Raw genomic sequence first — 13,751 nt, 5'->3', positions numbered from 1 at the left:
GGCTATACCGCTCAATGGGGGGGAACTCTGTAAATCACAATGAGTCAGGTTAATTATGACCGCAACGACCAGACCCTAGACGCTATTGGTCTAAAGTCCGGGTGGCAACGTTACGGTATTTCTGGTGGACTGGTATTGCCGCTTCGAAAGATCGCAGGGAATTGTCACAGCCCGGTCACCTGGCGGTTCTACAGTAAGTACACAACCTGAAGAGGAGACAGGCCATGTCCTTGCAACACAGCAGCGATGACAAGATTCAAGTGATCCGCACACAGCCAGATCAGTCTCTGGGTTGCTCAATCATTGACGAAAAAGGCGACGAAGTACCGATCACTGAAACCATGATCCAGGACGCCTGCCGCGAACTGGAGAAGCGATTGGTCAAGCCTGCCAAACAAGATTGATATAGCCACCGTCTTCTTGACCCGGCCCTGATGGCCGGGTTTTTTGTGGGTGCTGATCCAGGGTTGCGGTGCGGCCATTCGCGGGCAAGCCTCGCTCCTACAGGATCGGCGCGATTTCGAAATTGGGGCAACCCTGCAGGAGTGAGGCTTGCCCGCGAAAGGGGCCAACTCGGTCTTCAGACAGCCGTTGCACCCAACGCCGCCACGATCTTCTGCAATGCCGGCGAATCCCCTTCAATCCGCACCTGCAACCCATCAATCTCCCGCCGCGATGGATAGTGCTTGCGCAGCCCGTCAAACGCCGCACGCTGTTCGCTGACACTGCCTACAAGACTGCGGCGGAAATCCGCATCGTCGCGGCGCGGGTCGTACACACCACGGCACAACATCGCCAGCGCCCAGGCCGGATCGCTGTCAGCGTGCAAGGTCACTTGCGACAACCAGGGCGCCGGCAGCAAATCGTTCAGGCTGACCTGCGCCGGCTGCCCGAGAAATTCGCAGTACGCCTGATAGATCTGCGCCGTCCCGCGTTGTTTGCCGTCGAGGCTGTAACCGGCAATGTGCGGCGTCGCCAGCACGCAGAGTTCGGCCAGTGCCACGTCGACTTCGGGCTCGCCTTCCCAGACGTCCAGCACTGCTTGCAGGTCTTCCCGTTGCAGCAGCACCTCGCACAGGGCGGCGTTATCCACCACCGGGCCGCGGCTGGCGTTGATCAGCCAGGCACCGGGCTTGAGCTGGTTCAAACGGTTTTTGTCGAACAGATGCCAGGTCGTTCCAGCACCGTGTTTCTTCAATGGTGTGTGCAGACTGATGACGTCGCACTGCTCAACGATCTGCTCTAGGCTGACGAAACCCCCTCCTTCGGCGGCTTGCCGTGGCGGATCGCAGACCAGCACGTTCCAGCCCAGCCCTTGCAAGACCTTGACCAGTCGTCCGCCCACTTCGCCCGCCCCCACCACGCCATAAGTGCGTTGAGTGAGGTCGGCGCCTTCGATTTCGGCGAGGGTCAGCAAACTGCCCAGCACATAGTCGACCACACCACGGGCATTGCAGCCCGGAGCGCTGGACCAGGTGATACCGGTTTGCTGAAAGTAATCGAGGTCCAGGTGATCGGTGCCGATGGTGCAGGTGCCGACGAAGCGCACCTTGCTGCCTTCGAGCAATGAGCGATTGACGTTGGTCACCGAGCGCACCAGCAACACATCGGCCTGTTCGACGGTGGCGCGGTCGATGGAACGTCCCGGCACCCGGCGGATTTCGCCGAAACCTTCGAAGAAGGCATCGAGCAGCGGAATATTTTCGTCGGCAACAATCAGCATGGGCAGGCTCCTTTGGCGGGTTGGCAGTGTAGGCGGAGATGACTGTGATGAGCCAGCGGGCATTAATGAACACCACATTCCCCTGTGGTGAGGGGACTTGTCCCCGTTGGGCTGCGAAGCAGCCCCAGCAAGTTTGCATGTGGTGTATCTGTTGAAACCAGGTCGCTTGAATGGGGGCCGCTGCGCGACCCAACGGGGGCAAGCCCCCTCGCCACAGGGAATGTCGCTACGTTCGGAAAGCGATTACAAATGGGTAACACAGGACTTTTCCTGACCACTGCGTCAACGCGTAGAATGCCCCGCCCAGCGCCTCAACATCTTTGGACGTTTCGCCCTTGAATTCCGTAACTGACCGCCCCGCCACCACTACCCTCAACCGCCCCGCCCGGGTTCGCCTGGAGCTGAAAAACCTGCTCGGCCTGGCGTTGCCGATCATGATCGCGCAGCTTGCCACCACCGCGATGGGCTTCGTCGATGCGGTGATGGCCGGCCGCGTCGGGCCGCGGGATCTGGCCGCGGTGGCGCTGGGCAACTCGATCTGGGTCCCGGTGTTTCTGCTGATGACCGGCACCCTGCTGGCCACCACACCGAAAGTCGCCCAACGCTTTGGTGCCGGCACTCACAGCGAGATCGGTCCGATTGTCCGGCAGGCGCTGTGGCTGGCGCTGGTGGTGGGTTTGATGGCAACCGGCATGCTATTCAGCGCCGAGCCAATCCTGCACATCATGAAGGTCGACCCCGAACTGATCGGCCCGTGCATGCAGTACCTGCACGGGATTGCCAGCGGTTTGCCCGCCGTTGCGCTCTACCATGTACTGCGCTGCTTCAGTGATGGCCTGGGGCGTACGCGCCCGGCCATGGTGCTGGGTCTGTGCGGTCTTGCGCTGAACATTCCGCTGAACTACGTCTTCATTTATGGCCACTTCGGTGTGCCAGCCATGGGCGGTGTCGGCTGCGGCTGGGCCACCGCGATTGTGATGTGGGTGATGGCGCTGGGCATGGCCGGCTGGGAACGCTGGGCGCCGGCCTACCAGTCGAGCCAGTTGTTCAGCCGTTTCGACTGGCCGCAATGGTCGGTGATCAAACGCCTGCTTGGGATCGGCCTGCCGATCGGCATCGCGGTGTTCGCCGAGTCGAGCATCTTTGCAGTGATCGCTCTGCTGATCGGCAGTCTGGGCGCCACCGTGGTGGCCGGGCATCAGATTGCGCTGAACTTCAGTTCGCTGGTGTTCATGATCCCCTACTCCCTCGGCATGGCTGTGACGGTGCGCGTCGGCCAGGCGCTCGGTCGTCAGGAACCCCGTGAAGCGCGTTTCGCCGCCGGCGTCGGCATGGGCACGGCGCTGGCTTATGCGTGTCTTTCGGCGAGCATGATGCTGTTGTTGCGCGAGCACATCGCAACCATCTACACGGCGGACCCAACGGTGATTCGCGTGGCGGCGATGCTGATCGTTTACTCGGCGCTGTTCCAGTTTTCCGATGCGATCCAGGTCACGGCGGCCGGCGCGCTGCGCGGTTATCAGGACACGCGGGTGACGATGATCCTGACGCTGTTCGCGTACTGGGGCATTGGGTTGCCGGTGGGTTACGCGCTGGGCCTGACCGACTGGTTCGGCGCACCGAGTGGCCCGAGCGGGTTGTGGCAGGGTTTGATCGTGGGCTTGAGTTGCGCGGCGCTGATGCTGTCGATCCGCCTGACGCGCAGTGCGCGCAAGCGGATCCGCATCAGCCTGAGTTGACCCTGTGGGAGCCAGCCTGCCGGCGATTGCGGTGTTTCAGTCAACAAAGAGGTTGAGTTTGAATCAGCAATCGCCAGCAGGCTGGCTCCCACAGTTGTTTTTGGTGAGTCAACCGGACTTCTTGCGAATCCAGTAGAGGTAGGTGCCTGCCTCTTCATGCTGCGCGACCAGCTCGTGGTCGAGAAACACGCAGAACTTGGGAATGTCGCGACGGGTCGACGGATCGGTGGCGATCACCTTGAGCAGGCCGCCGGGCGCCAGATCACGGATGTGCTGGTGCAGCATCATCACCGGTTCCGGGCAGTTGAGGCCGGTGGCGTCGAGGGTGCCGTCTACCGGCGTATCAAGCATTTCACTCATGATTAACTCCTGAAACTGGCCGGCATTGTCGCGCATTGCCGGGGGAACAGTCATCTGTGGCATAACCCCGCCCCGCCTTTGTAGAAGCGAGGCTTGCCCGCGAAGCTTTTGGCGGCCTTAAGGGCCCCTTCGCGGGCAAGCCTCGCTCCTACAGGGATTGCGGCGTGCTTCAGCGGGTTTTGGGTTTCTTCACGTCGAGCCGACGCAAATGGCACGTCACTTCTTCCCGGTCGTGGTACAGCTGCTTGCAACCGATCTCCACCCGAATCCCGCGCTCCTTGAAGCCGTCGGCAATCCGCTCCAGCAAGCGTTTCACTTCAGCGTAACGCTGTTTCATCGGCAGCTTGAGGTTGACCACCGCTTCGCGGCAATGACCCTCGCCAATCCACTCTTCCAGCATCGCGGCGTTGCGTGCCGGTTTTTCGACGATGTCGCAGACCATCCAGTCCACCGGCTGGCGGGGCTTGTAGGTGAAGCCGTCGGCCATCAAATGTTGCACCAGACCCGTGTCCATCAGGCTTTCCGCCATTGGGCCGTTGTCGATGGCGGTCACCAGCATGCCACGATTGACCAATTGCCAGGTCCAGCCACCCGGCGCTGCGCCGAGGTCAACGCCGGTCATGTCACTGTGCAGACGCTCGTCCCACTGATCACGCGGGATGAAGTGGTGCCACGCCTCTTCCAGCTTCAAGGTCGAACGGCTCGGTGCCTCGCGCGGAAACTTCAGGCGCGGAATGCCCATCGGCCACATCGCCGAATTGTTCGACTCGGCCAGGCCCATGAACACTTCGCGACCGCTTTTGAACGTCAGCAGCAAACGCGGCTTGTGCGCGTCGTCCACCAGTTTGCCGGCGGCCATCAGCGCCTTGCGCAGGTGCACTTCGAATTTCTTGCAGAAGTTCGACAGTTCCTTGCCATCGTTGGTGTCGACCATTTCCAGCCACAGGCTGCCGCACAACGGGAAGTCCGCCATGTGCGCGAGGATCACGCTGATACGGTCGGTTTCCGGCAGGTCGATGAAAATCCCGCGTGCCCACTGACGTGGAAAGATCAGATCGGTAAAACGCTGGCCGCGCATCAGGCGCTCGGCACCGTCTTCTTCGGTGCAGATGAACTCGGCGCAGGCGCTGGCGGTTTTGGCCTTGGCATAACCCGCCACGTTCAGCCGTGCGGCGTGTTCGGAAATCTCGGAACAGACTTCGCCTTCGAAGCCCGGCCGGCAATGCATAAAGAGGGTGTTCATTCTTACTCCTGGGCAGTTGGCGAAGAATTCAGCCACTGCGCGATGCCCAGGCTTGCGTTGAAGCAAAGCCTGTCACGAAAACCGGCGCATGATAGCCGAGTTCGGAACCTTGGACTTGGCCATAGAGTCCAGTTATTAGCTTTAGTGAATGAACAGGGCTAGGTTAAAGGCTCTGTCTGTCCCGTCAGTCCGTAGCCGTGCGGACCCAAAGGAGTCATTTCAATGCCGTCCCTCGATAGCCTGAAAACCCTTAAAACCCTGCAAGTCGACGACAAGACCTACCATTATTTCAGTCTGCCCGACGCTGCCAAAAGCCTCGGTGATCTCGACAAACTGCCGATGTCGTTGAAAGTGCTGCTGGAAAACCTGCTGCGCTGGGAAGACGAAAAAACCGTCACCGGCGCCGACCTCAGGGCGATTGCCGCCTGGCTCAAGGAGCGTCGCTCCGATCGCGAAATCCAGTACCGCCCTGCCCGGGTATTGATGCAAGACTTTACCGGCGTGCCCGCCGTGGTCGACCTGGCCGCCATGCGCGCCGCGATGGCCAAGGCCGGCGGCGACCCGCAGCGCATCAATCCGCTGTCGCCGGTGGATCTGGTGATCGATCACTCGGTGATGGTCGACAAGTTCGGCAGCGCAAGCGCCTTCGGGCAGAACGTCGACATCGAAATGCAGCGCAACGGCGAGCGTTATGCCTTTCTGCGCTGGGGCCAGAGTGCCTTCGACAACTTCAGCGTGGTGCCGCCCGGCACCGGGATCTGCCACCAGGTCAACCTTGAATACCTCGGCCGCACCGTCTGGACCAAAGATGAGGACGGTCGCACGTACGCGTTCCCCGACACCCTCGTCGGCACCGATTCCCACACCACCATGATCAACGGCCTCGGCGTGCTCGGCTGGGGCGTGGGCGGGATCGAAGCGGAAGCGGCGATGCTCGGCCAGCCGGTGTCGATGCTGATTCCGGAAGTGATCGGCTTCAAACTCACCGGCAAGCTAAAAGAAGGCATCACCGCCACCGACCTGGTGCTGACCGTCACCCAGATGCTGCGCAAGAAAGGCGTGGTCGGCAAATTCGTCGAGTTCTATGGCGACGGTCTTGCCGACCTGCCGCTGGCCGACCGCGCGACCATCGCCAACATGGCCCCGGAATACGGCGCCACCTGCGGCTTCTTCCCGGTGGATGAGGTGACACTGCAATACCTGCGCCTGTCCGGCCGGCCGCTTGAAACCGTGAAACTGGTCGAGGCCTATTGCAAGGCGCAGGGCCTGTGGCGTCTGCCGGGTCAGGAACCGGTGTTCACCGACAGTCTGGCGCTGGACATGGGCAGCGTCGAAGCCAGCCTTGCCGGGCCGAAACGTCCGCAGGACCGGGTGTCGCTGCCGAATGTCGCGCAAGCGTTCAGTGACTTCGTCGACCTGCAGTTCAAACCCACCAGCAAGGAAGAAGGTCGCCTCGAAAGTGAAGGCGGCGGTGGCGTCGCGGTGGGCAATGCCGACCTGGTCGGTGAAGCGGACTACGAGTACGACGGCCAGACCTATCGCTTGAAAAACGGCGCGGTGGTGATCGCCGCCATCACCTCCTGCACCAACACCTCCAACCCGAGCGTGATGATGGCCGCGGGGCTCGTGGCCAAGAAAGCCGTGGAGAAAGGCCTCAAGCGCAAACCGTGGGTCAAGAGCTCGCTGGCCCCAGGCTCGAAAGTGGTCACCGACTATTACAAGGCCGCTGGCCTGACCCAATACCTTGATGAACTGGGTTTTGCCTTGGTCGGTTACGGCTGCACCACTTGCATCGGCAACTCCGGGCCGTTGCCGGAACCGATCGAAAAAGCCATTCAGTCCGCCGACCTGACCGTCGCCTCGGTGCTCTCGGGCAATCGCAACTTCGAAGGTCGCGTGCACCCGCTGGTGAAAACCAACTGGCTGGCCTCCCCGCCGCTGGTCGTCGCCTATGCGCTGGCCGGTACGGTACGCATGGACATCAGCAGCGAGCCTTTGGGCACCGACAAGGCGGGCAACCCGGTGTACCTGCGGGACATCTGGCCAAGCACCCAGGAAATCGCCGACGCGGTGAATAAGGTCAACACCGCGATGTTCCACAAGGAATACGCCGAAGTGTTTGCCGGCGACGCGCAATGGCAGGCGATTGAAGTGCCGCAAGCGGCGACGTATGTCTGGCAGGACGATTCGACTTACATCCAGCATCCACCGTTCTTCGACGACATCGGCGGCCCGCCGCCCGTGGTCAAGGACGTCGCGGGTGCCCGAGTCCTCGCGCTGCTCGGCGACTCGGTGACCACCGACCACATCTCTCCGGCCGGTAACATCAAGTCCGACAGCCCCGCCGGCAACTACCTGCGCGAAAAAGGCGTGGAACCTCGGGACTTCAACTCCTACGGTTCCCGTCGCGGCAACCATGAAGTGATGATGCGCGGCACCTTCGCCAACATCCGCATACGCAACGAAATGCTCGGCGGCGAGGAAGGCGGGAATACGATCTACATTCCCACCGGGGAACGCATGGCGATCTACGATGCGGCCATGCGTTATCAAGCATCGGGCACGCCGCTGGTGGTCATCGCCGGGCAGGAATATGGCACCGGTTCGAGCCGCGACTGGGCCGCCAAGGGCACCAATCTGCTGGGCGTCAAAGCGGTCATCGCCGAAAGTTTCGAGCGGATTCACCGTTCCAATCTGGTGGGCATGGGCGTGCTGCCACTGCAGTTCAAACTGGACCAGAACCGCAAGAGCCTGAACCTGACCGGCAAGGAAACCGTGGATATTCTTGGTTTGACGGGCGTGGAGTTGACGCCACGGATGAACCTGACGCTCATCATCAACCGCGAGAACGGCAGCCGCGAGAAAGTCGAGGTGCTGTGCCGGATCGATACGCTCAACGAAGTGGAGTACTTCAAGTCGGGAGGGATTTTGCATTACGTGTTGCGGCAGTTGATTGCGTCCTGACCGCTGCTGACAAAAGACACCGCCTTCGGGCGGTGTTTTTGTTTGTGTCACGGAAATCCCTATAATCACCCGCCCCCAGGATTCAGTGTCGAGCACACAAACTGTGAACGACACCGATCAAATGTGGGAGCGGGCTTGCTCGCGAAAGCGGTGTGTCAGTCAACGGTGATATTGAATATATGACCCCTTCGCGAGCAAGCCCGCTCCCACATAGACCGAGGCAACCTGCAAAATCCCGTACACAAGGACTTCACATGCTCGCTCTGCCATGGATTCATCTGGCCCTGCTCTCCTTTGGGTACGGCCTCGCCTTGACCTATGGCCACCTCGGCTGGCTCGCCGGAATTTCCGTCGCACTGCTACTGACCGCCGGTTTCGCCGCACGCCAACAACACCTGCGCATCGGCCACTACCTCGGCCACGCGCTGTTCATTTTCATGGCCCTGGCACTGGCCATGCACTGGCTCCCCGGTTTCTACAATGGTCGTGGTATCAATCCGCAACGCTTCACCGACGATGCCGTGCGGTTTTCCATGTACCTGAATCTGGACAAACCACTGATCGGTTTCTGGCTGCTGCTGGCCTGCCCATGGATCATTGGCCAGCGTTCGCTGCGGCTTGGCGTTTATGCCACCGCGATAGGGCTGACCGTGAGCGCCGTGCTGGCACTGGGCGGCGCGCTGTTGCTGGGCGTGATCGGTTGGGCACCAAAGTGGCCGGACAACGCGTGGCTGTGGGTGCTGAACAATCTGTTGCTGGTAACGCTGGTGGAAGAGGCGCTGTTTCGCGGCTACATCCAGGGCGGTCTGAGCCGACACTTCAAACACCTGCCTTATGGCGAAAACCTCGCGCTACTGCTCGCCTCGCTGGTGTTTGGCCTGGTGCACCTCAGTGCTGGCTGGCAATGGGTGCTACTGGCGAGCCTGGCGGGTGTCGGCTATGGTCTGGCCTACCGTTTCGGCGGGTTGGGGGCGGCCATCGCCACGCATTTCGGCTTGAACCTGCTGCATTTCGGCCTGTTCACCTATCCGATGCTAGCCGGCTGACGCAACGGTCGTTTTGCGACGCACCGCTGAATATTGAAAAATAATTTCAATAAATTCCTGACAGTGCCGACAACCTCTCAAAGCCTTGCGGATTGAAAATAGCCATGCGTAACAACCAGCCCATCACACAACGCGAACGGACCTTCCCGGCTCAGCAACGGTTGATTTCCACCACCGATGCCAAGGGCGTGATCACCTACTGCAACGACGCTTTCGTCGAAATCAGTGGGTATTCCCGTGAAGAATTGATCCGTGCGCCGCACAACCTGGTCCGTCACCCCGACGTACCGGCCGCGGTGTTCGCGCATATGTGGGGCACACTGAAACAAGGCTTGCCATGGATGGGCATTGTCAAGAATCGCTGCAAGACCGGTGACCACTACTGGGTCAACGCCTACGTCACACCGGTTTTCGAAGGCAACCAGGTGATCGGCTACGAGTCGGTGCGGGTCAAACCCTCCGCCGAGCAGATCCAGCGTGCCGAAGCGCTCTACCAACGCATCAACCAGGGCAAGTCGGCCATTCCTTCTACGGACAAATGGCTGCCGGTGCTCCAGGACTGGCTGCCGTTCATTCTGGTCAGCCAACTGAGCTTCATGATCGGTGCCACGCTCAACTCCCAATGGGGTTTTGCCTTGGCCGCCGGCCTTTCAGTGCCGTTGGGCCTGCTCGGGTTGAGCTGGCAACAGCGCGGCCTCAAGCGCTTGCTGCGCCTGGCCGAGCAGACCACGTCCGACCCGCTGATCGCGCAGATGTACACCGACAGCCGTGGCGCCCAGGCGCGCCTGGAGATGTCGATCCTCAGCCAGGAAGCCCGCCTGAAAACCTGTCTGACTCGTCTGCAGGACACCGCCGAGCACCTGACCGAGCAAGCGAAGCAGTCCGACACCCTGGCCCACAACAGCTCCACCGGCCTGGAGCGTCAGCGCGTCGAGACCGAACAAGTGGCCACCGCCGTCAACCAGATGGCTGCCACCACCCAGGAAGTGGCCAGCCACGTTCAGCGCACCGCTGATGCGACTCAGGAAGCCAATCGCCTGACCGGTCGCGGCCGCGACATCGCCGGGGAAACCCGCGAAGCCATTCAGCGTTTGTCGGTGGTTGTGGGTGAAACCGGGCTGACCGTGACCCAACTGGCCAAGGACAGCGATGAAATCGGCGGCGTGGTCGACGTGATCAAAGGCATCGCCGACCAGACCAACCTGCTGGCGTTGAACGCCGCAATCGAAGCGGCACGTGCCGGCGAGATGGGTCGTGGTTTTGCGGTGGTGGCTGACGAAGTCCGTCAACTGGCGCAACGCACCAGCGAATCCACCGGGCAGATCCACGCCCTGATCGCCAAGCTCCAGCAAACCGCGAGCACTGCAGTGCAAACCATGGAAGCCGGGCATCGCCAGGCGGAAGAAGGCGTGGCGCGAGTACTGGAAGCGGACCAGGCGTTGATCGGGATCAGTGAAGCGGTGGCCCACATCACCGACATGACCACCCAGATTGCGGCCGCGACCGAAGAGCAAAGCTCGGTGGCCGAAGAAATCAGCCGCAACATCAGCAACATCTCGCAACTGGCGGATCAGACCTCGGAACAGGCGCAGAACTCGGCGTTGTTGAGTGAAGAGCTGACCAAGACCGCGAATACTCAGTATTCGTTGGTGGAGCGGTTTAACCGCTGATTGATGCTGTAAAAACAAAAACCCGGATAGCGAATGCTTCCGGGTTTTTTATTGTCAGTCTGAAAGTGATGTTGCCTGACAGTGCCTCTTCGCGGGCAAGCCCGCTCCCACAGTGATAGGTGGTGTAACTCGATTTTGAGATCAATGCATAACCCTGTGGGAGCGGGCTTGCCCGCGAAGAGGCCCGGACTGACACCGCACATTTCACTGCAGAAATTCCGCAACCTTCCCCGCCGCAGCCGCCAAATGCTGCTCATGGGTAAACCCGGAAGCCTTCAACGGTTTCAAATCATGATCCCCCGCCGTCAACCAAAACACCTCGATCCTCGGTGACAACGTGTAAGCCTCGACCGCCTCACGATTCCCCAACGCATCCCGCTCACCCTGAACAATCAAGGTGCGAGTCTTTAATCCCGCCAAATGCTCGACCCGAGGCTTCTCCGGTTTACCCACCGCGTAAAACGGATACCCGAGGCACACCAACGCATCCGCCCCGAGCTCATCGGCTAACAGGCTGGCCATCCGACCGCCCATGGACTTGCCGCCAATGGCCAAACGCCCAGTGACATGACGTCGCACCACCGCATACACCTCACGCCAGCATTCCAACAGTTTCGGCGCCGGATTCGGTGGACGCTTGCCGCCATCGACACGCCGTTGCGCCATGTATGGAAACTCGAAGCGCAGCACGTTGACGCCCAGCGCGGCAAGGCGCGCAGCCATGTCGTTCATCCAGGCGCTGTCCATCGGCGCACCGGCGCCATGGGCAAGGATCAGCGTCGCCGATGACGGCGTCGCGGCGACGGTCCACACCCAGCCATGTTCGGCCACACACTGCGCCCATTGATCCCCGTCAATACTGGCTTTGTGCTCTTTGTCCATGCTTGCCTCGCTTTTAGTCTGCCTATAACTCCAGCCGAAGCGCCGCTTTGCTTCGACTGAACCGTGGATGGGGAACCATGAACACTTCTATCAGTACCGCCTACAACTACAAGGTGGTCCGCCAATTCGCCATTATGACGGTGGTGTGGGGCATCGTCGGCATGGGGCTCGGGGTTTTTCTCGCGGCTCAATTGGTCTGGCCCGAACTCAACTTCAACTTGCCGTGGACCAGTTTTGGCCGTTTGCGCCCGCTGCACACCAACGCGGTGATCTTCGCGTTCGGCGGTTGCGCCCTGTTCGCCAGTTCGTTCTATTCGGTGCAGCGCACCTGCCAGACCCAGCTGTTCGCGCCGAAAATCGCCGCATTCTGCTTCTGGGGCTGGCAGCTTGTGATTCTTCTGGCGGCCATCAGCCTGCCGCTGGGTTACACCAGTTCCAAGGAATACGCCGAGCTGGAATGGCCGATCGACATCCTGATCACCATCGTCTGGGTGGCCTACGCGGTGGTGTTCTTCGGCACGATCATGAAGCGCAAGACCAAGCACATCTACGTCGGCAACTGGTTCTTCGGTGCATTCATCATCACTGTTGCGATTCTGCACATCGTCAACAACCTTGAGTTGCCAGTGAGTTTCACCAAGTCCTACTCGCTGTACGCCGGTGCCACCGATGCGATGGTGCAGTGGTGGTACGGCCACAACGCCGTGGGCTTTTTCCTCACCGCCGGTTTCCTCGGGATGATGTACTACTTCGTGCCAAAACAGGCCGAGCGTCCGGTGTATTCCTATCGCTTGTCGATCGTGCACTTCTGGGCTCTGATCACCCTGTACATCTGGGCCGGTCCTCACCATTTGCACTACACCGCGCTGCCAGACTGGGCACAGTCGCTGGGCATGGTGATGTCGCTGATCCTGCTGGCACCGAGCTGGGGCGGGATGATCAACGGGATGATGACGCTCTCGGGCGCCTGGCATAAGTTGCGCAGCGACCCGATCCTGCGCTTCCTCGTGGTGTCGCTGGCGTTCTACGGCATGTCGACCTTCGAAGGTCCGATGATGGCGATCAAGACCGTCAACGCCCTCTCCCACTACACCGACTGGACCATCGGCCACGTTCACGCCGGCGCACTCGGCTGGGTGGCGATGATTTCCATCGGCGCGCTGTACCACATGATTCCGAAAATCTTCGGTCGCACGCAGATGCACAGCATCGGCCTGATCAACGCGCACTTCTGGCTCGCGACCATCGGCACCGTGCTGTACATCGCCTCGATGTGGGTCAACGGCATCGCCCAGGGCCTCATGTGGCGCGCAGTCAACGAAGACGGCACGCTGACCTACTCCTTCGTCGAAACCCTGGTGGCCAGCCACCCAGGCTTCGTCGTGCGACTGGTGGGCGGTGCGATCTTCCTCAGCGGCATGTTCCTGATGGCTTACAACACCTGGCGCACCGTGCGGGCCTCGCAGCCTGCCGAAGTCGCCGCTGCCGCGCAGATCGCCTGAGGAGTCCGCCATGAAACACGAAACAATCGAGAAAAACGTCGGCCTGCTGATGTTGCTGATGGTCCTGGCCGTGAGCATCGGTGGCCTGACCCAGATCGTCCCGTTGTTCTTCCAGGACGTGACCAACAAACCGGTGGAAGGCATGAAGCCCTACACCGCGCTGCAACTGGAAGGTCGCGACATTTACATCCGCGAAGGCTGCGTCGGCTGTCACTCGCAGATGATCCGGCCGTTCCGCGCCGAGACCGAACGCTACGGTCACTACTCGGTGGCCGGCGAAAGCGTTTGGGATCACCCGTTCCTCTGGGGCTCGAAACGTACTGGTCCGGACCTGGCCCGTGTCGGCGGCCGCTACTCCGAAGACTGGCACCGCGCGCACTTGTACAACCCGCGCAACGTGGTGCCGGAATCGAAGATGCCTGCCTACCCGTGGCTGGTGGCCAATCCGGTCGACAGCAGCCACACCGAAGGCAAGATCAAGGCAATGCGCACCCTCGGCGTGCCGTACACCGACGGCGACATCACCGGCAGTGTCGAGTCGCTCAAGGGCAAGACCGAAATGGACGCGCTGGTTGCCTACCTGCAGGTGCTCGGCACTGCCATCAAGAGCAAGAGGTGAGCC

At 60.9% G+C, this 13,751-nt stretch carries 11 protein-coding genes; 7 read left to right on the top strand and 4 right to left on the bottom strand.

Features of this window, described 5'->3' with window-relative positions:
• Positions 1-224 precede the first annotated feature (224 nt).
• Positions 225-404, top strand: a complete 180-nt coding sequence (locus J2Y86_RS27740) for a PA1571 family protein (RefSeq protein ID WP_253439088.1) — start codon at positions 225-227, stop codon at positions 402-404.
• Positions 405-580: 176 nt separating this feature from the next.
• Here the strand turns inward: J2Y86_RS27740 and pdxB are convergent, their stop codons facing one another.
• A complete protein-coding gene (pdxB, locus tag J2Y86_RS27735) occupies positions 581-1,723 on the bottom strand; it encodes a 4-phosphoerythronate dehydrogenase PdxB (RefSeq protein ID WP_253439085.1) in 1,143 nt (380 codons plus the stop codon).
• Positions 1,724-2,058: 335 nt separating this feature from the next.
• Here pdxB and J2Y86_RS27730 point away from each other — a divergent pair, with 335 nt between their 5' ends.
• On the top strand, positions 2,059-3,462 hold the full coding sequence (locus J2Y86_RS27730; RefSeq protein ID WP_253439082.1) for an MATE family efflux transporter: 1,404 nt from the start codon (positions 2,059-2,061) through the stop codon (positions 3,460-3,462).
• A 108-nt stretch (positions 3,463-3,570) separates the two neighbouring features.
• Here J2Y86_RS27730 and tusA read toward each other — a convergent pair whose 3' ends face one another.
• Positions 3,571-3,822 carry a sulfurtransferase TusA gene (gene tusA, locus J2Y86_RS27725; RefSeq protein ID WP_253439079.1) on the bottom strand — a complete coding sequence of 84 codons (252 nt, stop codon included), beginning with the start codon at positions 3,820-3,822 and terminating at the stop codon, positions 3,571-3,573.
• 169 nt (positions 3,823-3,991) lie between these two features.
• On the bottom strand, positions 3,992-5,065 hold the full coding sequence (gene rlmM / locus J2Y86_RS27720; RefSeq protein WP_253439074.1) for a 23S rRNA (cytidine(2498)-2'-O)-methyltransferase RlmM: 1,074 nt from the start codon (positions 5,063-5,065) through the stop codon (positions 3,992-3,994).
• 222 nt (positions 5,066-5,287) lie between these two features.
• Between rlmM and acnA the strand changes: the two genes are divergently transcribed.
• From acnA to J2Y86_RS27705, 3 genes are all read left to right on the top strand, one after another.
• Entirely contained in the window at positions 5,288-8,029 is a 2,742-nt protein-coding gene (gene acnA / locus J2Y86_RS27715) for an aconitate hydratase AcnA (RefSeq protein WP_253439071.1), read from the top strand.
• 254 nt (positions 8,030-8,283) lie between these two features.
• Positions 8,284-9,075, top strand: a complete 792-nt coding sequence (locus J2Y86_RS27710) for a CPBP family intramembrane glutamic endopeptidase (RefSeq protein ID WP_253439068.1) — start codon at positions 8,284-8,286, stop codon at positions 9,073-9,075.
• Between the two features lie 104 nt (positions 9,076-9,179).
• Positions 9,180-10,745: a methyl-accepting chemotaxis protein gene (locus J2Y86_RS27705; protein WP_253439064.1), complete on the top strand. Its 1,566-nt coding sequence runs from the start codon at positions 9,180-9,182 to the stop codon at positions 10,743-10,745.
• 204 nt (positions 10,746-10,949) lie between these two features.
• Here the strand turns inward: J2Y86_RS27705 and J2Y86_RS27700 are convergent, their stop codons facing one another.
• Positions 10,950-11,627, bottom strand: coding sequence for an alpha/beta family hydrolase (locus J2Y86_RS27700; RefSeq protein ID WP_253439061.1), 678 nt, complete (start codon positions 11,625-11,627; stop codon positions 10,950-10,952).
• A gap of 77 nt (positions 11,628-11,704) precedes the next feature.
• Between J2Y86_RS27700 and ccoN the strand changes: the two genes are divergently transcribed.
• Both ccoN and ccoO read left to right on the top strand, forming a co-directional pair.
• Positions 11,705-13,129 (top strand): cytochrome-c oxidase, cbb3-type subunit I, encoded by a 1,425-nt coding sequence (ccoN, locus tag J2Y86_RS27695; RefSeq protein WP_253439058.1) that lies wholly within the window; start codon positions 11,705-11,707, stop codon positions 13,127-13,129.
• Between the two features lie 10 nt (positions 13,130-13,139).
• Complete coding sequence (gene ccoO / locus J2Y86_RS27690) at positions 13,140-13,748, top strand: cytochrome-c oxidase, cbb3-type subunit II (RefSeq protein ID WP_253439055.1); 609 nt, start codon at positions 13,140-13,142, stop codon at positions 13,746-13,748.
• The last annotated feature ends 3 nt before the right edge of the window (positions 13,749-13,751 follow it).

The sequence above is a fragment of the Pseudomonas migulae genome (genome assembly GCF_024169315.1).
GTDB lineage: Bacteria > Pseudomonadota > Gammaproteobacteria > Pseudomonadales > Pseudomonadaceae > Aquipseudomonas > Aquipseudomonas migulae_B.
Note: the sequence above shows the minus strand (reverse complement) of the source record. Positions and strands in the feature narration are given on the sequence as shown.

Excerpts from the sequence above, each read along its gene's own strand:
- rlmM (WP_253439074.1), bottom strand. The coding sequence starts at position 5,065 with ATGAACACCCTCTTTATGCATTGCCGGCCGGGCTTCGAAGGCGAAGTC.
- pdxB (WP_253439085.1), bottom strand. The coding sequence starts at position 1,723 with ATGCTGATTGTTGCCGACGAAAATATTCCGCTGCTCGATGCCTTCTTC.
- ccoO (WP_253439055.1), top strand. The coding sequence starts at position 13,140 with ATGAAACACGAAACAATCGAGAAAAACGTCGGCCTGCTGATGTTGCTG.
- J2Y86_RS27740 (WP_253439088.1), top strand. The coding sequence starts at position 225 with ATGTCCTTGCAACACAGCAGCGATGACAAGATTCAAGTGATCCGCACA.
- ccoN (WP_253439058.1), top strand. The coding sequence starts at position 11,705 with ATGAACACTTCTATCAGTACCGCCTACAACTACAAGGTGGTCCGCCAA.
- J2Y86_RS27710 (WP_253439068.1), top strand. The coding sequence starts at position 8,284 with ATGCTCGCTCTGCCATGGATTCATCTGGCCCTGCTCTCCTTTGGGTAC.
- J2Y86_RS27700 (WP_253439061.1), bottom strand. The coding sequence starts at position 11,627 with ATGGACAAAGAGCACAAAGCCAGTATTGACGGGGATCAATGGGCGCAG.
- acnA (WP_253439071.1), top strand. The coding sequence starts at position 5,288 with ATGCCGTCCCTCGATAGCCTGAAAACCCTTAAAACCCTGCAAGTCGAC.
- tusA (WP_253439079.1), bottom strand. The coding sequence starts at position 3,822 with ATGAGTGAAATGCTTGATACGCCGGTAGACGGCACCCTCGACGCCACC.
- J2Y86_RS27705 (WP_253439064.1), top strand. The coding sequence starts at position 9,180 with ATGCGTAACAACCAGCCCATCACACAACGCGAACGGACCTTCCCGGCT.